Source organism: Bacillus sp. CPT56D-587-MTF (assembly GCF_058792335.1).
The window spans coordinates 500,293-522,544 of the sequence record NZ_JBYTEF010000001.1; the positions used below are offsets into that span (position 1 = coordinate 500,293).

A 22,252-nucleotide genomic window follows, 5' to 3' on the forward strand; every position below is an offset into this window, starting at 1 on the left:
TGTTAAATGGCAGAAAACATTCATATCATTACGCAACCCGTACGGATATATAGGGCATCTTTGTCTTATAAGAAGCGTACGTTGCGTATATCGTAACGTACGCTTTTTATGCATTCCTGTGCATATCGTCAAGCGGCGGTATGCTTTTTTTTGTTTATTTTCCCTTGTTTAGTTCCGATAAAAAACTTTGGAAGGTGGAAAAATGTGATGAGATTGTATGGGTTACGAAATGTAAATGTGATAGGTCTGGATAGTGGATAAAGAAATGAGAGGTAAACGAGAACGAGAAGGGAGAGGTTACATTGTTATCAGTATTACTAAAGCTAAAATGGTTTTTTAGGGAGCACTGGAAGAGATATAGTATTGCCATTGGAGCTCTTTTAATTGTGAATATAGTTGAAGTGATTCCCCCGAAAGTGTTAGGGGTTACGATAGATAACATAAAAACAGGAACGTTATCGAACGAAGCTATTATACAGTCTATTCTTATTTTAATAGGGGTTACGATCGTTGGATATGGCCTTACTTTCGTATGGCAACATCAATTGTTTGGCGGTGCATTCGTACTTGAGAAAACGATGCGCTCTAAATTTATGGGGCATTTACTTAAGATGACGCCGACTTTTTATCAAAAAAATCGTACTGGTGATTTAATGGCGAGAGCGACAAATGATTTGAAAGCAATCGCTATGACAGCTGGTTTTGGTATATTAACGCTTGTGGATTCTAGTTTATATATGCTTACGATTGTCTTTATGATGGGGTTTACAATTAGTTGGGAGCTTACATTTGCAGCGCTTATTCCGCTTCCAATTATGGCGTATGCGATGAATATATATGGAAAGAAATTGCATGAAAGATTTACAGTTGCACAAGATGCGTTTGGTGATATGAACGATAAAGTGCTTGAATCAATCGCTGGTGTGCGCGTTATTCGTGCATACGTACAAGAGAATGCAGACGAGGAAAGATTTCATCATTTAGGAGATGACGTCTACGAAAAAAATATGAAGGTAGCAAAGATTGATGCATTATTCCAACCAACTGTGAAAATGCTTGTCGGTCTTAGTTATTTAATCGGCTTAGTGTACGGTGCATACCTTGTGTTCCAGTCAAAGGTGACGCTTGGTGAACTCGTTTCTTTTAACGTGTATTTAGGGATGATGATTTGGCCGATGTTTGCAATTGGGGAATTAATTAATGTTATGCAAAGAGGAAATGCTTCGCTTGACCGTGTGAATGAAACGTTAGCGTATGAGCCAGATGTAAAGAATCCGAAACATCCAAAGCTTGTGCAAGAGCCGGATTATATTCAGTTTGATGATGTGTCTTTCTCATATCCTTCATCAACTGAAGAAAATTTAAAAAAGGTTTCTTTCACATTAAAGCAAGGAGAAACGCTAGGGGTTGTCGGAAAAACAGGAAGCGGGAAAACGACGCTTGTACGTCAGCTTCTTCGCCAATATCCGCTTGGAGATGGAGATATTGCAGTTTCTGATGTGACTTTAGATAAAATGACGAATGAAAATGTACTCGGCTGGATTGGTTATGTACCGCAGGAGCATATTTTGTTCTCAAAAACAGCGCGAGAAAATATTTTATTCGGAAATAGGGAAGCGACTGAAGAAGAACTAGAGAAAGCAATTGAAATTGCTGCGTTTAAAAAGGATTTAGAGTTTTTACCAGAAGGGTTAGAAACGCTCGTTGGAGAGAAAGGTGTTTCTTTATCAGGAGGGCAAAAACAAAGGATCTCGATTGCACGAGCTGTTATTCAAAATCCAGAAATTTTAATTTTGGATGATTCTTTATCAGCTGTAGATGCTCGTACGGAAGCAGCGATCATTGAAAATATAAGAACGGAAAGAAGCGGAAAGACGACGATTATTACGACGCACCGTTTATCTGCAGTGCAACATGCGGATTGGATTCTCGTTATGGATGAAGGCGCAGTTATAGAAGAAGGTACGCATGATCAGCTTATCCAAAAGGGAGGCTGGTATGCTGAGCAGTTTGAAAGACAACAAGGTGAAAGTGAAAGTGCGGATAGTGGGGTGAAAATATGAGCGTTTCAAAACGGTTGTTTCAATACGCGATGAAAGTGAAGGGGACGATTTTTGCTGCGATGTTAATGTTATTTATTTTCGTCATCGCAGAGCTTGCTGGTCCTTTCGTCGCTAAAACGATGATTGACGATCATATCGTCGGGATAGAGAAACCTTGGTATGAAACAGAACAGAGTGAAGATGCTGTTTCGTATAATGGGGCTTTTTATAAGCGAAGTGATCGCTTTGAACAAGGCGAGAAAAAAGGAAAAGAAGTACGCGTAATGCAAGTCGGTTTTCAATATTATTTTGTACCGAATAAAGTAAATGCGGAAGGGTCACGGACTGTAAAAGGGGATATGATTACCGTTCAAAATGGTAAGGCGGTGCAAGTGTATAAAGCGAAAGCATTAACGAAAGAAGAAGTGTTTGCATTTTATAAACCAGAAATAAACCGTCTATTATTACTTGGTGGTGGCTATTTCGCTTTATTAGTAGTCGTGTCATTATTTGCATACGGAAAGCAGTTCTTCTTGCAGAAGGCAGCGAACAAAATTATTCAAATTATGAGGGAAGATGTTTTTTCTCATATTCAAACGTTGCCAATTCGGTACTTTGATCATTTACCGGCGGGGAAAATTGTTTCGCGTGTGACGAATGATACAGAGGCCATTCGTGATTTATATGTAACGGTGCTGGCAACATTCGTTTCTAGTATCATCTATATTATTGGGATATTCGCTGCGTTATTTTTATTAGATGTGAAGCTCGCTTCATTATGTTTATTAATTATCCCAATTTTAATTGTTTGGGCGATTCTTTATAGAAAATATGCGTCTGTATACAATCATAAAATGCGCTCTCGCTTATCTGATATTAACGGAACAGTGAATGAATCCATTCAAGGGATGCCAATTATTCAAGCGTTTCGTCAAGAGCGTGAAACGAAAAAAGAATTTGAAGAATTAAATGGCGATTATTTTAAGTATCAAAATAAAATTTTAAATTTAAATGCAGCAACTTCGCATAACTTAGTAGCCGTATTAAGAAATATCGCTTTCACAGGAGTAATTTGGTATTTCGGCGGTGCGTCATTAAGTGCTACAGGTATTATTTCACTTGGGGTACTGTATGCGTTCGTCGATTATTTAACACGATTATTCTCGCCAATTACGAATATGGTGAACCAGCTTGCAAACTTAGAGCAAGCGCGCGTTGCATCAGAACGTGTCTTTGAATTGTTAGAGGAAAAAGGGGAACCGGTAGAAGAAGAACGTATGCCTCGTTTAAAAGGAAATGTAAAATTTGATAATGTATCATTTTCTTATAATGGAAAAGATGAAGTGTTAAAAAATATTTCTTTTGAAGCGAAACAAGGCGAGACAGTGGCACTTGTCGGTCATACTGGATCAGGAAAAAGTTCTATCATGAATGTACTCTTTCAATTTTATGAGTTTGAAAAAGGAAAGCTTACGATTGATGGTCACGATGTAAAAGAGATGCCGAAACAAGCAACCCGTGAACATATGGGAATCGTACTGCAAGACCCGTTTCTTTTTAGCGGGACGGTCGCTTCCAATGTAAGCTTAGAAAATGAAAAAATTTCAAAAGAGCGTATCATAAAAGCATTGCATGATGTTGGTGCTGAAAGATTTGCGAATAATATAAATGAAGAAATTACAGAAAAGGGAAGTACGCTTTCCACTGGAGAACGTCAGCTTATTTCATTTGCTAGGGCGCTTGCTTTTGATCCAGCTATCTTAATTTTAGATGAAGCAACGTCTAGTATTGATACAGAAACAGAGGCGATGATTCAACAAGCACTAGAAGTTGTAAAAAAAGGAAGAACGACATTTATTATCGCTCACCGCCTTTCAACGATTAAAAGCGCAGATCAAATTATTGTGCTCGATAGAGGAACCATTTTAGAAAAAGGCTCTCATGATGAACTCATGAAAAAGCGGGGGCGTTATTACGATATGTATAAAACGCAAATGGAAGGCAATCAGAGTGCTTAATATGCATGGAGGAGAACTTGTGATTTTCACAAGTTTTTTTTTATTGATGAACATGTCGACTCTTTAGCGAATTATGACAGTTAAATAAGAAGTATTGTTTTACCTTTTTCTCCATAAATGCTATATTAAAAAATGTTACTTATTTTTTGTATGTAGCGTTATTTTTCCCTTTTGTTTGATTATGAAGAAAAAGGATAAACTAAATAAGAACATTTTCATTGAAAAATTGTTCAAGATTGCATACAATCAATATAGTTTTTAAATTCCTATCAGAATACTTGGAGGATTACTATCATGAAGAAATTATTTTCAGTGCTTGCAGTAACTACATTAGCGATCGGGATTGTAGCCGGCTGCGGTAAAGAAGAGAAAAAAGATACAGCTAGTCAAGACGCGTTACAAAAGATTAAACAAAGCGGTGAACTTGTAATTGGTACAGAAGGTACATATCCACCATTTACGTTCCACGATTCAAGCAATAAATTAACTGGATTCGATGTTGAATTAGCAGAAGAAGTTGCAAAACGTTTAGGTGTAAAACCTGTATTTAAAGAAACACAATGGGATAGCTTACTTGCTGGCCTAGATGCAAAACGTTTCGATATGGTTGCAAACGAAGTTGGTATTCGTGAAGATCGTCAAAAGAAATACGATTTCTCTAAACCATACATTTCATCTTCAGCGGCATTAGTTATCGCAAAAGATAAAGATAAGCCTGCTACATTTGCTGATGTAAAAGGGTTAAAAGGAGCACAATCTTTAACGAGTAACTATGCAGATATTGCTAAGAAAAACGGTGCAGAAATCGAAGGTGTAGAAGGATTTAGCCAAGCGGCAGAATTATTAGCTTCAGGACGCGTTGATTTTACAATTAATGATAAGTTATCAGTATTAAATTATTTAGAAACGAAAAAAGATGCAAAAATTAAAATTGTAGATACAGAAAAAGAAGCTTCAGAAAGTGGATTCTTATTCCGTAAAGGTAGCGATAAGCTTGTACAAGAAGTAGATAAAGCGTTAGAAGATATGAAAAAAGACGGTACGTATGACAAAATAACGAAAAAATGGTTCGGTGAAAATGTATCTAAGTAGTGCATTAGTTTCAGATCGATTGTCTACTTGGATAGATATTATGCAGACTTCCTTCATGCCTATGCTGAAGGAAGCTGTTTTTACAACAATTCCATTAACGCTTATTACATTTATTATCGGTCTTATACTTGCGACGTTAACAGCGCTCGCACGTATTTCAGGTAGTCGTATTTTACAATGGATTGCTCGTATCTATGTATCTATCATTCGCGGAACGCCACTTCTTGTACAGTTATTTATTATTTTCTATGGTCTTCCAACTCTTAATATTGAAGTTGAGCCATATACAGCAGCAGTTGTTGGATTTTCATTAAATGTCGGTGCATATGCATCTGAAATTATTCGTGCTTCTATCCTTTCCATTCCGAAAGGGCAGTGGGAAGCAGCTTATACAATTGGGATGACATATCCACAAGCATTAAAACGTGTTATTTTACCACAAGCAACGCGCGTATCAATCCCGCCGCTTTCAAATACATTTATTAGCTTAGTGAAGGATACTTCATTAGCATCGTTAATTTTAGTAACAGAAATGTTCCGAAAAGCGCAGGAAATTGCGGCGATGAACTACGAGTTTTTAATTGTTTATTTTGAAGCAGGTCTTATTTACTGGGTTATTTGTTTCTTATTATCAATCGTACAACAGATGTTAGAAAAGCGTTCAGAACGCTATACATTAAAATAATCCTTTTACAAAAGGAGTTTTTGTTTTTATGATTTCAATTCAGCACTTACAAAAAAGTTTCGGAGATAATACCGTACTAAAGCATATAGATTTAACAGTTGAGAAGGGCGAGGTTGTTGTTATTATTGGGCCGTCTGGATCTGGTAAAACGACATTCTTACGTTGTCTCAATGTATTAGAAACGCCAAACGCTGGTAATATTCGTATCGGTAATAAAGAGCTTAACTTCTCTCAAAAAGTAACGAAGAAAGATATTGTTAATCTTCGTACGCAAACAGGTATGGTATTCCAGCACCATAATTTATTCCCGCATTTAACAGCACTTCAAAATGTAATGGAAGGGCTCGTTACAGTGAAAAAGATGGGGAAAGAAGAAGCGAAGAAAAAAGCAAACTATTTCCTTGAAAAAGTTGGTTTAGCAGATAAAGTGGATTTATATCCGTTCCAATTATCAGGCGGACAACAACAGCGCGTTGGAATTGCGCGCGCACTTGCGATGGAGCCGGAAGTGTTACTATTTGATGAGCCGACGTCAGCGCTTGATCCTGAACTCGTTCAAGAAGTTCTGAAAGTAATGAAAGAACTTGCTAAAGAGGGCATGACGATGGTTATTGTAACGCACGAAATGCGTTTTGCACATCAAATTGCGAACCGTGTTATTTTCATGGATGGTGGTGTCGTTGTCGAACAAGGTACACCAGAAGAAGTATTTACAAATCCAAAAGAAGAACGCACGAAGAAGTTTTTACAAATGTTGCAATAAATTAAGGAAGGTCTCAAGGCATATGCCTTGAGACCTTTTTGCCATATATATTTATTTGTGGAATCCGCCAAGGCTTTGCTCAGCCATTGCAACTAGACGTTTTGTGATTTCTCCACCAACTGAACCGTTAGCGCGAGCCGTAGAATCTGCTCCTAATTGTACACCAAATTCTTGAGCGATTTCGTACTTCATTTGATCGATTGCAGCTGTTGCACCTGGTACTACTAATTGATTTGAAGAATTTTGGTTTGCCATAGGAATATATCCTCCTTAGAGTTATAAAAGTTTTTTTGGTTGGACTAGCTGGAGTTGAACCAGATTATCGCCCCGGTTGGCGCTAATCCATCGGTAATTAAGTTTGTACTCATAGTATGGATGTTACCTAGAAAGATATACAAAATAATAATTTGTAAATTTTGTCAAAAAAACGTATTGATTTCGTAAATTATGAAATAAGAGTAATCGTTGTATTTTTAAGAAAACAGGCCAAACTAAGGGGGATATTAAATATAATTTTTTCATTGTAGCCTGCTACTTGTAGGCTAATTATTAGCTTCTTATTTATGATTTATTGAAATAAAAATGAAATCGGTAGCAACTTCATAGTTCTATTTTTAAGTAGGGATGGAGTGGGCGCTCCTATGTCTGGATAGGTTGCTCTCTTCACTCTAAAAAAGAGAGGCTTATAAACGATAACGTATGGAGGAATCATGATGGGGATTTGCCCGCTTTGTAACGCATTAGAATCACAAACATATTCTTGTCAAAATTGCCAAAGTATACTCCAAGATTATGGGAAGTCTGTAGATTACATAGACGATTATAGTGCCTATATGGATCAAGAATTATTAAGTGCAGTAGATGGTTTAACGCATAATAATTCAAATGAATATTGCAATCATATTTTTTATTGCAGAGTATGTAACGTGGAAACTGAGGTTGTAGTAAAACTTGTGTAAATAGAAAACTTCCACCTTATTATCTAGGTGGAAGTTTTTGTTTTTGTATTTGTGAGTGAATCATAGGAGAAGGTATATGTTCGGTGTTTGATGAAGCCCCTGATTTTATTTGAGACATTTTTTCTTTTGTATCACGTAAAGAATGTTCAGTTAAGTAGACGGCATATTCGTAAAATAACTGGCGCGTCAGTTCACTTTGCTCTTTTAATTTTTTATCTTGGAATACAGTTCGCCCAGGTTTAGAGTTGGCTTCAAAGAGCCACGGATTTTCCTTTGTGTCTAAACCGATATCAAAACCGATTTCTCCAATATTTCCAGTTACTTGTTCATCGAGCGCGTAACTTATTTGTAAGGCAGTATGTTTTAATTTATTTTCAATTTGAACTTGTTTCGTTGAATCTGGAAAAAGCTCTTGTAATAATTTTGTATCACCGCCACTATTTACGTGCGTTGTTAAACTGCCTTTGCCGGCGATTTTGGCGACGATTGCACTAACTATCCAATTACCGAAATGGTTTTTATTTGTATGAATGCGGAAATCAACAGGTTGCCCATCGAAGCGAAGTAACGAAATACCTTGCTGTACGATAAACTTTTTTAAATCATGTCCTTTTAATACGTGGTTTAGAAGCGTTTCTAATGATTGATACTTTCTCAGTTTATTTTCTTCATTTTCGCGATAACGACAGTAGTAGCAATTCTCTGTTTGAGAATAAAATATTTGATGAATATTTCTACCAAAGCTCCCGTGTATTGGTTTCATGTACACTGATTTATACGTGCCAAGAAACCGTTCTACTTGTTCAAAATGCTGAAATGCTTCTGTATTTGGTAATAAGGGTTTAATTGATTCGTCTTTCGTAAGAAGTTGATGAACTTCCCATTTATTGAAAAAACCTGGGTTAAACCATGGAATGCAGTAGTCTTGTTCTAATTTTCTTTTTGCCCTGACGATTGGTTTATAATTTTCCGCTTGCCGATTCGGTAAGCGATCGTAAATGACATTTGGTAAAGGGACTTTTTTCTTTATCCATTGTTTCTCTTGAAAGAAATATCCTTCAATCGTTTCTTCTTCCCAGTGTATATGTTGAACCCCAAAGACGAATACGAACGGTCGTAATGAGAATGGTGGTGTTAACAACTCACTCAGAGCAATTGAACGATTTCCTAAAGGGTTAGAAGAATCATCATTAAAGCCAGTTGTAAAAATGCCGATTAATGGTCCGAAAATAATTGTTTGGTTTTGTGTAAATGCATGAATAGTAGTTGATTGAGGCAGTAAAAGTTTTTCGGCAATATGCTTTCCGATAATAATTTCGCGAGTAAAGGAATAATGAATTTTCACCTCTTCACTTGCAATATGACGTATGCCGAAGGAGAGAGATGTAATAGGCGGTGTAATAGAAAAAACGTAAGGTAAAGTAATGCTATTTGGATGGTCATCTGAAATATTTAATGTATATATATGCTCTTTCAAAATAGGTTTACCTCCTTTCATTATGGTGTAAAGCGACTGAATTTAAGTGGTCCGTGAAATATCTTTTCAGCTAATGAATCACTATGACGAATGTATTGTTCGTAAGGAGGAATCGTGTTGACATACATAAGCCAAATTGCGCCTTTTTGATCCATAATTGTGGAAAGTTCTAGTTCGAATAATGAAGAATAAGACTGATCTAGTGTTTGGAATACTTCATTTATAATGTCGTGTAAAGCGTCTTGCAATAGTTGCACACCTGTACTAGATAGTACGTATTTAATTTTTGAAAATGAATGCAATGAATCATCGTCTGTTGCTGAGGGTAAAAGTTGATTAGGAAATGAACTTTTTTGTATAAATTGACCTATAACATTCCAAGTTTGTTCTTTGTTTTTTTGCAAAATAGTTCGAATGTGGAGTGGGTATGTTAATTGATTTGGTGGTTGTAGCATGGTATGCACTATGTAGCGTGATGAACGTATGTTAGATTTACACCAAGATATAAATTCATCTGTCCGCTTGATTGAAAGAGAAGTATGGTATTTTTCATTTACTGTATCGATATGAAACGTTTTATTTTTGTAAGCGACTCGATATAAGTTATCTTTAGAATGTATATTAGTGGGGCGTATAATAATATCTTTAGATTTTAACAACAGTTTGAAAATGTTTTGTATCGTTGCCACTTCAAATTTGGGTATATAAGGAGACAGTTTTTTATTAGTGAGAAATAAATCATGTAGTTCACTTAAGTTAATAAGTGTGTTATTTAAAAAGGTAGTGGAAGGACGGTTGTGCAAAGAGTGAATAATTGATTTTGCTTTTTCAAAGTCTGTTTCCTCGTGAAAAGAATAACGATCATATATATAAGAAGGAATAGGGAATGTTTGCTCTTTCCATTTTCCTGTATCTGTATCGTAAATAAGACCAGAAACAAGGTCTGTTTTAGAATCAATACAAAATGGCGTAAACTGGGCAACGACATTATGATAAAGCCGAGCGCGTTTAGCGATTTCGGTGTAATACGTTTGCTCATAATGAAGTTTAGAAGTTAAAAGGCCGAGAACCAACGAAATCACTCCTTTACTACTATTTGCATAATAGGCGAAGCTATATATTGCAAATACGTTTTTATACCATTATACTTTTGTCCGTATGATGATATGCTATAGTTTTGGAGAAGTGAAAGGTTGATTGTAATGAATATATGGTTAAATATGTTAACGACGACAGGACTCGGAGCAATTATTGGGGGATACACGAATCATTTAGCGATAAAAATGTTATTTCGTCCTCATCGTCCTATTTATATCGGAAAGTTTCAAGTTCCATTTACACCAGGGTTAATTCCGAAGCGTCGTGATGAACTTGCTGTTCAATTAGGAAAAATGGTTGTAGAACATTTGTTAACACCAGAAGGAATTGGAAAAAAGCTAACAAATGAAGAGTTTCAAAAAGGTTTAATTCACTGGGCGCAAGTGGAAGTGGATAAAGTAATTACGAATGAACAATCACTGCGACATATGTTAGAAAAATGGAATGTAGCGCATGTAGAAGAAGAAGCGACTCGAAAAATCGAACATGTTATTACAGAAAAAATTCATGCATTTTTAGCAGAGTATTATACATATACATGGGAACAGGCTTTACCTCATTCTGTAAATGAAAAAGTAGAGAATGCGATTCCGAATGTCTCTGCGTTTATTTTAGAGCGAGGAATTAGCTTTTTTGAAAGTGAAGAAGGGAAAGCACGTCTTTCAAAAATGATTGATGATTTCTTTGCTTCTCGCGGAACGCTACTTAACTTAGTCGGAATGTTTTTAGGAAATGTAAGTGTTGTGGATCGTGTGCAGCCAGAAGTTATTAAGTTTTTAGGGCAAGATGCTACAAAGCAGCTTTTAACTGACGTACTGCAAAAAGAGTGGGAAAAGTTAAAAGGAAGAGATGTAAAAGAATTAGAAGCATTTGTAGAGAAAGAAATGATTGTAAGCTCCGTGCTGTCAGCAGTTAAAGTAGAGGAAACAGTGAGTAAGTTTTTAAATCAATCTGTTCAGCAAGTATGTGAACCAGTTCGAGAAACAATTATTGAAAAAGTGGTTCCAAGTGCAGTAGCGAAAGGCTTAAAGTGGGGAACAGAAAATGTAGAGAGTATACTAAATAATCTACACCTTGCGGAAATTGTCCAGCAAGAAGTGTCTACATTCTCAACAGAAAGATTAGAAGACTTAGTTCTGTCTATTACGAAAAACGAATTGAAAATGATTACGTATTTAGGAGCGTTATTAGGCGGAATGATCGGGCTCGTACAAGGATTGTTACTATTGTTTCTTAGATAATAAGGTGAGTACATAGAAATAAAAGTGAAATTTCTTCACATCTCTTGCATAGTTTGATATGGTAAGAAGAGGTGCGTATGTAAATGCACGTAAAAGGCAGTGCGAGTGAAAAGCGCTAGCCTTCTAAAGGAGGAAAAATAAAATGACAAAGAACATTCATGATGTTGCATATGAATTACAAAAAGCAATCGCTGAAAACGAAGACTTCAAAACTTTAAAAGAGAGCTACGCAGCAGTTCAAGCTGACACAGCTTCAAAGAACTTATTCGATGAGTTCCGTACAATGCAACTTAGCCTACAACAGAAAATGATGCAAGGCCAAGAAATCACTGAAGAAGACAACCAACAAGCACAAGAAGTTGTAGCTCGCATTCAACAAGATGCTAAAATTACAAAATTAATGGAAACTGAGCAACGCCTAAACGTTGTAATCGGTGACGTTAACAAAATTATCATGAAGCCACTTGAAGAATTATATAGCGCGCAACAACAAGCGTAATAGTGGAAGACGCCCCTATGGGGGCGTCTTTTTGGTGCTTATGGAACTCAGAATGTAACTATATATACGAGAGGAAGTATTTTATGCTTTCTTTTGCGCGTATTTATATTGCGGTGCATCGTATTTGAAGATCAATAAAAGAGTAAAGTAGTCGGGAAAGTTAAATGCATAAAAAGTGTATCGAGGGAATTCTCTTTCGGTAATCGCCTATCTATTTCGTAAGAGCGCATTAGTATTTCGGTGAAACAATCGTGTTTTTTACATATAATGTATTTACTAATGAGACAATTAATAGAGATAAATGGAAGAGGTTAGAATAGATGGAGACCCTTATAGATTTGAATAGTTTTAAAACGGAAATATTAGCGAAACATGTACTTCATATGATGATAGAAAATGACTTCTTTTATCAAGGATCGCAATTGGTTGAAAATATTTGGGTAAATGATTCAACTATTTTTATAAATAATGTAAAGATACTTACAAAAGGTATTGAGATTTATAAGAAGAATAATGAATTTTATTTAACACATCACCCAGATAGTACGAAAGTAATATTATATTAATATATTATAGAGGGTGAGAAAGTAGCTTATATTTTTTTAAACTTTGTGTTATAATCTTTTCCTAATCTCATGATGGTGAGTATATATTTTTATGGGGGGTTCTATTTTTTTAGAAGTGTATGCAATCTATTTACTTTTGAAAAATATAGAGCTATTTTTAATTTTTTGAGTGTAAGATAAATAATTCTATCTTTATTGAGGAATGAAAATCAAAAAACTTTCCTTTTAAGAATATCTAGGTAGGGCAATGTATATTTTATTTACCTTTGAAAAAAATGCGGAGTTATTTTTAATGTTGAAAGTATAAGGTGAATAATTCTATCTTTATTGAGGAATGAAAATCAAAAAATTTTAAAAGAATACCTAGGTAGGGCAATATATAATTTATTTACCTTTGAAAAAAATGCGGAGTTATTTTTAATGTTGAAAGTATAAGGTAAATAATTCTATTTTTATTGAGAATGAAAAGTAAAAAAATTTCCCTTTAATAATACCTAGGGGGGGCAATGTATATGGTTGTGTTTGCAAAAGGAGTTATGCAATGATAGCGAGAATGTGGAAATCTAAGTGGCAGTTGTTGATTCTATTATTTTCCCTTATAGTTAGTGATTATCTAGCTAATTTAATAAAAGAATATCCTGAGATAGGTATATCTGTAAAATATGAATCTAACCAATATGTTATAAATGACTTATCAAAATATAGTTGGGCGGGAAAAAGAGATTTCCAAATAGGAGATATTATAGAAAAAATAGATGGCGAATCACCATCTCAACATTTTACAGTTGTAGCGTATCATTCAATTGAACAAGCAAAAAAAATCATATTAAATAGGGACGGACAAATAAAAGAATATGAGATAAAATATACACCTTATAGCAAACAATTATTTTATCATTTTATCATTCCGGTTGGATTTTATATAGTATGTTTTTTGATGGCGTTATATCTTTTAATGTTTGTTCCTGAAATGAATCGTAGTACCACTAATCTAGTATATTTTTTAATTTCTCTTGGATTAAATTTTATTAGCATTATGGCTGTTGAAAGAGAAGATATATTCTCTTTTATTATGGCTTCAATTTCATTAGTGTGTTCATTTACTTTCTTTATTCGATTCATGATGTTGTATTTCTTGCATAATGAAATAAAGTTTTTAATACCAAAACAATTAAAAGGTAACTACTCAGCCACCTTTCGGTGTCTTTTTTAAATTTTACTAGTTTCATATGCCTCCCATTTGTAAATACTGAGTATATCAAACAGGGGAGGTGAATCTTATGGTCGATCGAAAAATTATTTTAGATACATATAAAAAAGGACCTGAAGCTGTTATTTCTTTATTTGAAGAAACATTTTCTAAGTTAGAAAAACGTATACAAGAACTAGAAAATGCTTCAAAAAAAAACTCCAAAAATAGTCATAAGCCACCTTCTACAGATGGTTTGGGTAAGCCCGTTACAAAAAGTTTGCGCAAACCGTCTCATCGTCAAACGGGTGGCCAGTTGGGCCACAAGGGACATACTCTTGGTTTGACAGCGACTCCAGATCATACGATTACACATTCTCCTACATATTGTACTTGTTGTCATACTTCCTTGAACCACGAGCCTGTAAAAGGGTATCGCATTCGCCAAGTGTATGACTTACCACCTATTCAGATCGAAGTGACAGAACATAAAGTAGAACAGAAAGAATGCCCACATTGCCATTCTATCCAAGAAGCCCAATTTCCTTCGACAGTATCTCGTCCTGTTCAATATGGTCCAAATATAAAAAGACTGATTCCCTATTTAACGCATTATCAATGCATTTCTTTGAAGCGAACAAAAGAATTCTTTCAGGATTGTTTTGGACATTCTATAAGCGAAGGAACCCTGGTAAATCATACACAGGCTTTCGCTTCTCAATTGCAGCCATTCATAAAAGAAGTAAAGGAAAAGATTCTGCAGTCTCCTGTTGTCCATTTTGATGAAACTGGTATGCGTGTAGAAAACAAAACACAATGGTTACATACTGCCAGTACACCGGAGGTGACATTGCAACATATTCATCAAAAACGTGGAAAAGAAGCAATGGATGCTGGAGAAATCTTGCCATCTTTTTCTGGAATTGCGATGCATGATGGTTGGAAATCGTATGATGCGTATACAGATTGTCGTCACGTTTTATGTAATGCCCATCTCTTACGAGATTTACAAGGAATTATAGATAGTACTGGAGAACAATGGGCACAACAGATGCAGAAATTTCTAACGCAAGCGTTGACGATGAAAAAGCAATCCGAAGGTACCATGCCAAAAGCGACGCAAAAGAATCTGTTTATTATGTATCAATCCATATTGAAAGAACAACAGATTCTTTCCACGAAACAAAAGAAGAAAGGAAAGCAGACGCCTTCTCAAAATTTATGGAATCGCTTCGTCAAGTATTCTGACAGAATTCTAGCGTTTTTAGAACATCCAGCCATTCCATTTGATAACAATCAAGCAGAACGGGATATTCGGATGACGAAAGTAAAACAGAAAGTGTCTGGGACTTTCCGAAGTAAGAAAGGCGCAGAATCTTTTTGTCAGATACGAAGCTTTATGAGTACCATGAAAAAACAAAAATAATCGGTCTTACAAGCGATAAACCAAGTCATAGAAACTAGAACGGTTCCTTGGAATAACACGACTTCATAAGAGAATTTCTCTATTTGGCATAGATTCTTTCTCTGATTGGAGTATTTTCTTTTCATGTTTTCGAATCGGAAACATGTATTTGGCCTGTTTTTTTATTTGAAGAAGCTGAGTAGTTACATTAAAAGTTTTAAATGCAATATCGGTATTCCTTATTATAGTGAGTATTTTTGTATATGTAGAACATAATGAATGGGCTAATTTGTTTACAGTCACTTTAAGTTTTATATTATTTTGTTTTACAGTATACCTTTTAGTAAGGTTTTATTTGAAAAGTAAATTATGAAATTGTGAAAAAAGTGTACCAAGGGGAACGATATCAATCTTGGGGGATTCGAAATGGTTGGTACAATGTTGGCGGTAATCAATGGGTGTCTGGTGAGTATGTGAGGTTTGAGGGGTAACATTTGTTGTTGACTGAAAATTGTAAATGTATTATATTTTAAATATGTTCCTTAATCTATATTTAGTGCATACTGAAGAATCTGCTTCATTTTTGAGGTGGATTTTTCAGTGTATTGCCAAAAATAAATAACACCTTCGGAGTGTGAAGGTTCCTTTTGAGACGATTTTCTAGAGGGAAAATACCGAAGTGTCATACTATAATGAATTCTCCGTAATTTGCATCTACTCATATTACACTTTTCATGATAAAATAGGAATTATTCCATTAGACTATACTACTTAAAAGGAGGATTTTATGGAAAAACCCCTTGCATACCCTTGGTCTCTAAGAAGAGCATTTGTTTTTTTTCTGTGCTTTATTCTACCACCAATAGGGTGTATTTACCTGTTTATGAACAGAAAGGTTTTGGATAAAAAAGATTTTACTTTATATTTGCTTTTCGCTTTAACGAACCTATCATTGCATATTGTAGTAGCTTTTTTTACGAGAGATTTTTGGATTATCACTTTACATTATATAATTAGTATGATCATAATCATTTATTCTAATATACCTGAGAAATCCTCCTAAAAAAGTCACTCTTTTTGAACTGCAATCCAACTGTTGTACTTTGTCTAACAATTGGATTGCAGTTTGTTCACTTCGGACTCTTTTTCAAAAAACAAATGAAAACAATGCGGAATTGCATATCTGATACTATGTAGGGCTGATGGAATTGCTCATGAAAGGAGCGCATGCCATACACTCCTAGAAAAAGATGTTCATTCTTCGGAATACTAAAAATACCCTGTCTATTTTGTTGGTAACTTTTTTAGATTAAATAGATTTAATCTAGTGGCTAACCACTTTATACACATTAAGGATACCGTTCCCAAATGAATTTGTCCTATTTGGAATATAATCTACCCCATGTTTATAGAGACATTCCACAGCTTGATTAGGTTTATCTTTTAATCCCCATTGTCCGACTATTAAAGCTAACGCACCTGATATTTTTGGGGCCGCAGTTGAATTTCCAGAGTCATAAAAGTAATCTTGATTTGGGCCAGTACTAATTATTTTTTCCTTTTCATACATCTGCTGTTCATTCCAAATATCAAAACCATACTTTTCAAGTAATCTATTATCTCCTCCTGAAGCTGCAACGTCAATAAAACCTTCTCCAAAATTAGAAAATAAAGAAAGTTCATTTGAAGGTCCTACAGAAGAAGCCGTCACAACACTAGGTAACGATGCTGGGACATCTAATACTGCCCCTTCTAATTTTATTCCATCATTTCGTAACTTTTTCTGTAAATATTTGTACATCATATCTTTGTTATTTACATCTAATGAATTATTACCAGCAGCTGCAACTACAATACTGCCCTGCTGTTCTGCGAATGCTATAGCATCTTTAAAAGCTTGTATTTCAGCTACATTTGTTTTAGAGCCTTGTTGTTCAAGAAAAGCTACCCCATCAATTAAGTAATCTCCTAAACTGATATTAATCACATCAACATCATCTTTTGCAGCTTCAATAATTCCTTTAACAATCCACAGAGATTCAGCTGTACGTTCCCCAAAAACTCTATATGATTTTATCCCAACATTCGGTGCAACCCCTTTTACTTTTCCATTGGCAGCAACTTGACCTGCAACATGAGTCCCATGTCCTAGTTTGTCTGTTAATTCATGTGGATCACCAGATTCATCACGCTCTTTCCCGCGAAATCCGTTTTTTGGAACCAAATTTTTAGAGCCTTCAATAATATTATTTTTTAAATCTGGATGCTCTATATCTAAACCTGAATCTATAATTCCCACAGTTACGTTTTTATCACCTGAATAAATTTTATAACTTTCCCCATTATTGGTAGTTCCATGCATATCCCACTGTGCATCCCACAAAGAACTTTGAAAATTCATTGGAACAACTTCACCTATATTCATTTTTGGACCAGAGGTTCGCAGTGAAGGATTGTATGTATCTATCAAGGTACTATTTTCAAGTGTTTTTAATTTTTCTTTATCCGTCTGCACTTGTAATATACCTAATTCCTCAATAGAGTAAGTAACTTCAATGTTTTTTTCCTTTAATAATTGCAATGCATTATTATAATCATTATTATTTTTTAAAAGAATTGTATAGTATTTTTCCTCTTCAGCAAATCCTACAATTTTGATAGGTGCTACACAAAAGAAAAATACTGCAAGTATAATAAATAGTTTTAATTTCTTAATACCTAATTTTGTTTTCGATAATATCACAAATTCTCCCCCTTTAAACTTACTTAATTAACTACGCTAGTGTTTATATTTGATATCATAATTTTTTAGTTCTTTGCTCCCTTCTTTGCTTTTAAGGTTATTGGTTATATCTAAATCTAAAGTTACAACGAAAAAATATCATCTGTGTACTAAGTTGTCAATAACTATTAAAGTAGACTCTTTTATAAAATTCTGTTGATGTAGCAAAGTATTAAAGTTAGATAATTCTTTATTTTATATTTTTCTCAAAAATTCATTGAATTCAGAAGAAATATATGGTAAATTTTAAAAGTCGGGATTGCATATAAATCGATAATTTTATAAAAAGATATTATATTTTAATTTTAGGAGGAATTTATTTTGAAAGGTAAACAATTTATTGCAAGCGCACTAACAGTTTCATTACTATCTACTGGTTTAATCAGTACAAAAGCAGCCGCTGAAGAAGTTGGTAAAAATGTGCAAGTACCAGAAACGGTATCTCTTGTATATACAACTAATTTCAGTCAAAACATTCTCGAGAAAAACTCAAACCATAATGTATCATTCTTAAATAATTTTTCATCACAATCTATTAGCCCTTCTGATCTTGAAAAAATAGATGGAATAGCTGCGTACTTTAATTTGACACCTGAAGAAAAACAAGTGTTTTTAGATGCTGCAGCTAACAAGGATGATAGTAGTTTTGAAACACGTGGAAAATTAAGTTGGGCTGCCAAAGCAATCACAAAATTATGGGATGAACTTCCAGGTCCTGTGAAAGAAAGGCTTGGTAGACAAGCTGCTCTTTATACAATTGCACAATACGTAGAGCATTATACTGGTGCATTAGAAGATGCAGTGTATGGAGGAGTTCTGAAAGTAGTTGGTAACGAAACGGCTGCATGGTGGATCACTCAGTCACTTATGTTGTTGTTATAATATTCCATATAGAAAGCCGTCGATATATCGATGGCTTTCTTAATTTTAAAATACTTTCTATTTAATCGCTCGCATTACTGTAGGCTTTGTGAGAACTGTGAGAGATCGCTTAAAAATGGTGGGCAAAGTTTCTTTTTTTGTGAGTGTGACGAAAGATCTTAGAGAAATTCGCAGAAGACCATAAGGAATATGTTGTGTGGCTTATATGTTCTTTCAGAAATAAAGAGCATCTTCGGAATGAATAGAAGATGCTCTGTGGGGGAAGAGATTTGTTAATGTTTTCCTTATAGGTGATTAGTATATTTTATGTCTAACTAAGCTGAGTAGTTATGTTTAATGCTATCTTATCGGATATCAACCACCATGATTTCCGTCCGCCATTTGTTGAATAATAATATTCTCTGCTTGATGATTATTTGATTGTTGCGGAGTAATCCCTAGCGTGAAGGATAAAACTGTTACCATTCCCATGATACTCAATAGTTTCCTCATTTTAAAGCCTCCTTTTTGAACACTTCATTTTTTGCTTCGAAACTTAAATAGAAATACTTACTTGCTTGTTCAGAATTTCCTTCATTATGATATTTTATAGCTACTACTTCTGTATATTCTTGAACATATTCCCAGAGTGATTCTCTTTTAAAGTAATCCATTCCTGCTAATACAGCTTTCTCAAGTGAAATAGCAGGGGCTTTTTTGTTCATTTCTTTTAAAATATTAAATCTGTATCTGTATTCATCGTGATTTAATTTTTTACTGATTTCTATACCCTTATTAATGAATTCAGCTGCCTCCGTATTTTCTCCTAATTTGAAGTGTTCTCTTGCCTGAATGAACATAGCTTTATGGTTGTTAGGCATTTTTAGATTAACTTCAGACAAGTAGCGGATTGCTAAAGGAGAAAGGTTTTGAGTTGCGTACAATAACCCTAAGTTTTGTCGAACCATAAGGATAAATTTTTCCGCGTTTATTTTTTGAAAAGTATTCATGGCATTAGCAAAGTATTCCTCTGCTAACTCCCATTCCTTTAGGTGTGTACAGGCTAATCCTAAAAGATTGTTACAGAAAGCGATGTTAATTTCATATCCTGTGTGCTGAGAGAATAACTCTTTGGCGGTTGTAACTTTTTTAATAGATAAAAGACCTTGATAAATATCGTAATGGAATGCGCCAATTTTATAATAAAACTCTGCTTGTTCTAGCTTGTCTGGAATATAAGATAATAGTGTTTCTGCTTTTTCATAGTTTATTTTAGCAACATTGTAATCTCCAATTGTAGAAGCGTGAATCCCTTTGAAGAAATGGTAATAGTAAGTTAAATATTTATCTGTAGGTATTCCCAATACCTCAATTTTATCGAAGCTATCCTTTGATACTCCTACGTTATCAAGAATATATTTATAACGGAAGTCAAGGAGCAAATAAAAAAGTAATAAATTTTGATCTTCTTGAATGTCACAGATTTTAGATGTAATTGCTTCTTTTAAATGATGGGCGTTTTCTATACGTCTTGCACGAATTTCTACATACCAATCATTTAGCAATTTGGTAATCTGTTTATTCCCTGTCAATGATACGTTCATAATATCCTCCTCATCCACGTATTGTTAATTGTTAGTTAAATGTTAACATAATTCTAATAAAAGAAACGATGGATTAATTATTTTTCAACAAAAAACAGAATATTCTTTTTGTTTTGGTGGAATAAACATAAATAACACTCTATTCTTTCTTTAAAACAAAAACACCTCATAATTTTTCCTGTCAAGAAATCTTCAACAGACTGATGTTATGAAAATAGTCTATTTCAAGTAAATATGAAATCTGTGCAACAGCTATATACGCGTCAGGATACTTTGTATATTCAGTGTGCAGGTGAAAAGAAAATGTTTGAAGTGGCTTTTAAACCATATTTGGCAATTAAAATTAAAGAATTTTGGTAACTACTCAGCTTAATTAGGGAAAAAGGCATGCCAAATACATGTTTTCAGTTCGAAAACATGAAAAAGAAATACTCCAATAAGAGAAAGAATCTATATAAAATAGAGAAATTCTCTTATGAAGTCGTAATATTCCAGGGAACCGTTCCGGTTTCTATAACTTGTCCTATCGCTTGTAAGACAGATTGTTTTTGTTTTTTTCATGGTACTCATAAAGCTCCGTATCTGACAAAAAGATTCTGCGCCTTTCTTACTTCGGAAAGTCCCAGACACTTTCTGTTTTACTTTCGTCATTCGAATATCTCGTTCCGCTTGATTGTTATCAAATGGAATGTCTGGATGTTCTAAAAATGCTAGAATTCTGTCAGCATATTTGACGAAGCGATTCCATAAATTTTGGGCAGGCGTCTGCTTTCCTTTCTTTTTTACTTCCGCAGAAAGAACTGGTTGTTCTTTCAATATGGATTGATAGACGGTAAACAGATTCTGTTGTTCCGCTTTTGGCAGGCTTCCTTTGTATTGCTTTTTCAGCGTTAACGCCTGCGTTAGAAATTTCTGCATCTGTTGAGCCCATTTTTGTCCCGTACTATCTATAATTCCTTGCAAATCTCGTAAGAGATGGGCATTACATAATACATGACGACAATCTGTATACACATCATACGATTTCCAACCATCATGCATCGCAATTCCAGAAAAAGAAGGTAAAATTTCTCCCGCATCCATTGCTTCTTTTCCGCGTTTTTGATGAATATGTTGCAATGTCACCTCCGGTGTACTGGCAGTATGTAACCATTGTGTTTTATCTTCTACTCGCATACCGGTTTCATCAAAATGGACAACAGGAGATTGAAGAATTTTTTCTTTTACTTCTTGGAGAAAGGGCTGCAATTGAGCCGAAAAACTGTTTGTATGATTGATCAAAGTTCCTTCGCTAATCGAATGTCCAAAACAATCTTGAAAGAATTCTTTTGTGCGTTTCAAGGAAAGACACTGATAATGTGTTAAATAAGGAACCAGTCTTTTTATATTTGGCCCATATTGGACAGGACGAGAGGCGATAGAAGGAAACGTAGCTTCTTCGATGGCATGGCAATGTGGGCATTCTTTCTGTTCTACTCGATGTTCTGTTACTTCTATTTGAATAGGTGGTAAATCATACACTTTGTGAATGCGGTATCCTTTTACAAGCTCATTGTCCAAAGAAGTATGGCAACAAGTACAATATGTAGGAGAATACGTAATTGTATGGTCTGGAGTCGCTGTTAAACCAAGCGTATGCCCTTTGTGGCCCAACTGGCCACCAGTTTGACGATGAGACGATTTGCGTAAACTTTTTGTAACAGGCTTATGCAAACCATCTGTAGAAGGTGGTTTATGACTATTTGTAGAGTTTTTTTTTGAAGCATTTTCTAGTTCTTGTATCCGTTTTTCTAACTTAGAAAATGTTTCTTCAAATAAAGAAATAACAGCTTCAGGTCCTTTTTTATATGTAGCTAAAATGATTTTTCGATCGACCATAGTATTCACCTCCCTATTTGATATACTCAGTATTTACAAATAGGAGGTATATGAAACTAGTAAAATTAAAAAAGGCACCACAAGGTGGCTGAG

The 22,252-nt window shown here is 34.7% G+C and carries 19 protein-coding genes and 2 pseudogenes; 14 read left to right on the forward strand and 7 right to left on the reverse strand.

The features are described 5' to 3' along the window. Positions 1–302: 302 nt before the first annotated feature. The 5 genes from AC3WVZ_RS02610 to AC3WVZ_RS02630 all read left to right on the forward strand — a co-directional run bounded on the left by AC3WVZ_RS02610 (position 303) and on the right by AC3WVZ_RS02630 (position 6,600). Positions 303–2,063: an ABC transporter ATP-binding protein gene (locus tag AC3WVZ_RS02610; protein WP_000953783.1), complete on the forward strand. Its 1,761-nt coding sequence runs from the start codon at positions 303–305 to the stop codon at positions 2,061–2,063. Then, entirely contained in the window at positions 2,060–4,060 is a 2,001-nt protein-coding gene (locus tag AC3WVZ_RS02615) for an ABC transporter ATP-binding protein (RefSeq protein ID WP_000116641.1), read from the forward strand. Before AC3WVZ_RS02610 ends, AC3WVZ_RS02615 begins: the two co-directional genes overlap by 4 nt. Positions 4,061–4,354: 294 nt before the next feature. Next, on the forward strand, positions 4,355–5,152 hold the full coding sequence (locus AC3WVZ_RS02620) for an amino acid ABC transporter substrate-binding protein (protein ID WP_088349279.1): 798 nt from the start codon (positions 4,355–4,357) through the stop codon (positions 5,150–5,152). After that, positions 5,139–5,837 (forward strand): amino acid ABC transporter permease, encoded by a 699-nt coding sequence (locus AC3WVZ_RS02625; RefSeq protein ID WP_000281501.1) that lies wholly within the window; start codon positions 5,139–5,141, stop codon positions 5,835–5,837. The genes AC3WVZ_RS02620 and AC3WVZ_RS02625 overlap by 14 nt, the downstream gene beginning before the upstream one ends. Positions 5,838–5,865: 28 nt before the next feature. Continuing rightward, positions 5,866–6,600, forward strand: coding sequence for an amino acid ABC transporter ATP-binding protein (locus AC3WVZ_RS02630; RefSeq protein ID WP_000623610.1), 735 nt, complete (start codon positions 5,866–5,868; stop codon positions 6,598–6,600). A gap of 51 nt (positions 6,601–6,651) precedes the next feature. On the opposite strand, the gene sasP is transcribed toward AC3WVZ_RS02630, so the two are convergent. Then, positions 6,652–6,855 (reverse strand): small acid-soluble spore protein, SasP family, encoded by a 204-nt coding sequence (sasP, locus tag AC3WVZ_RS02635; protein ID WP_000013338.1) that lies wholly within the window; start codon positions 6,853–6,855, stop codon positions 6,652–6,654. Positions 6,856–7,313: 458 nt separating this feature from the next. Here sasP and AC3WVZ_RS02640 point away from each other — a divergent pair, with 458 nt between their 5' ends. Next, the gene (locus AC3WVZ_RS02640) at positions 7,314–7,559 is read left to right on the forward strand and encodes a hypothetical protein (RefSeq protein ID WP_000510476.1); all 246 of its coding nucleotides are present in this window, start codon (positions 7,314–7,316) and stop codon (positions 7,557–7,559) included. Positions 7,560–7,578: 19 nt separating this feature from the next. Here the strand turns inward: AC3WVZ_RS02640 and AC3WVZ_RS02645 are convergent, their stop codons facing one another. After that, positions 7,579–9,036, reverse strand: a complete 1,458-nt coding sequence (locus AC3WVZ_RS02645) for a YheC/YheD family endospore coat-associated protein (RefSeq protein ID WP_000658062.1) — start codon at positions 9,034–9,036, stop codon at positions 7,579–7,581. Positions 9,037–9,056: 20 nt separating this feature from the next. Further along, a complete protein-coding gene (locus tag AC3WVZ_RS02650) occupies positions 9,057–10,109 on the reverse strand; it encodes a YheC/YheD family endospore coat-associated protein (RefSeq protein ID WP_000242825.1) in 1,053 nt (350 codons plus the stop codon). Positions 10,110–10,238: 129 nt separating this feature from the next. Between AC3WVZ_RS02650 and AC3WVZ_RS02655 the strand changes: the two genes are divergently transcribed. From AC3WVZ_RS02655 to AC3WVZ_RS02685, 7 genes and pseudogenes are all read left to right on the forward strand, one after another. Beyond that, on the forward strand, positions 10,239–11,375 hold the full coding sequence (locus tag AC3WVZ_RS02655; RefSeq protein WP_002195186.1) for a DUF445 domain-containing protein: 1,137 nt from the start codon (positions 10,239–10,241) through the stop codon (positions 11,373–11,375). A 142-nt stretch (positions 11,376–11,517) separates the two neighbouring features. After that, positions 11,518–11,874 (forward strand): YlbF/YmcA family competence regulator, encoded by a 357-nt coding sequence (locus tag AC3WVZ_RS02660; protein ID WP_000164614.1) that lies wholly within the window; start codon positions 11,518–11,520, stop codon positions 11,872–11,874. A gap of 320 nt (positions 11,875–12,194) precedes the next feature. Continuing rightward, positions 12,195–12,440, forward strand: coding sequence for a hypothetical protein (locus AC3WVZ_RS02665; RefSeq protein WP_063220063.1), 246 nt, complete (start codon positions 12,195–12,197; stop codon positions 12,438–12,440). Positions 12,441–12,981: 541 nt separating this feature from the next. Continuing rightward, complete coding sequence (locus tag AC3WVZ_RS02670) at positions 12,982–13,653, forward strand: PDZ domain-containing protein (protein ID WP_233935972.1); 672 nt, start codon at positions 12,982–12,984, stop codon at positions 13,651–13,653. A 67-nt stretch (positions 13,654–13,720) separates the two neighbouring features. After that, complete coding sequence (tnpC, locus tag AC3WVZ_RS02675) at positions 13,721–15,055, forward strand: IS66 family transposase (RefSeq protein ID WP_233935973.1); 1,335 nt, start codon at positions 13,721–13,723, stop codon at positions 15,053–15,055. A gap of 344 nt (positions 15,056–15,399) precedes the next feature. Continuing rightward, positions 15,400–15,525: pseudogene (locus AC3WVZ_RS02680) on the forward strand (N-acetylmuramoyl-L-alanine amidase); the annotation flags it as partial. 296 nt (positions 15,526–15,821) lie between these two features. Then, positions 15,822–16,097, forward strand: a complete 276-nt coding sequence (locus tag AC3WVZ_RS02685; RefSeq protein WP_233935974.1) for a hypothetical protein — start codon at positions 15,822–15,824, stop codon at positions 16,095–16,097. Positions 16,098–16,358: 261 nt separating this feature from the next. On the opposite strand, the gene AC3WVZ_RS02690 is transcribed toward AC3WVZ_RS02685, so the two are convergent. Then, a complete protein-coding gene (locus AC3WVZ_RS02690) occupies positions 16,359–17,777 on the reverse strand; it encodes a S8 family peptidase (RefSeq protein WP_233935975.1) in 1,419 nt (472 codons plus the stop codon). 360 nt (positions 17,778–18,137) lie between these two features. Between AC3WVZ_RS02690 and AC3WVZ_RS02695 the strand changes: the two genes are divergently transcribed. Continuing rightward, complete coding sequence (locus AC3WVZ_RS02695; RefSeq protein ID WP_233935976.1) at positions 18,138–18,698, forward strand: hypothetical protein; 561 nt, start codon at positions 18,138–18,140, stop codon at positions 18,696–18,698. 354 nt (positions 18,699–19,052) lie between these two features. On the opposite strand, the gene AC3WVZ_RS02700 is transcribed toward AC3WVZ_RS02695, so the two are convergent. The 3 genes and pseudogenes from AC3WVZ_RS02700 to tnpC (AC3WVZ_RS02710) form a co-directional block, all read right to left on the reverse strand. Beyond that, on the reverse strand, positions 19,053–19,190 hold the full coding sequence (locus tag AC3WVZ_RS02700) for a hypothetical protein (RefSeq protein WP_233935977.1): 138 nt from the start codon (positions 19,188–19,190) through the stop codon (positions 19,053–19,055). Continuing rightward, a complete protein-coding gene (locus AC3WVZ_RS02705) occupies positions 19,187–20,281 on the reverse strand; it encodes a response regulator aspartate phosphatase (protein ID WP_233935978.1) in 1,095 nt (364 codons plus the stop codon). Before AC3WVZ_RS02705 ends, AC3WVZ_RS02700 begins: the two co-directional genes overlap by 4 nt. A gap of 473 nt (positions 20,282–20,754) precedes the next feature. Then, positions 20,755–22,159: pseudogene (gene tnpC, locus AC3WVZ_RS02710) on the reverse strand (IS66 family transposase). Positions 22,160–22,252: the final 93 nt, after the last annotated feature.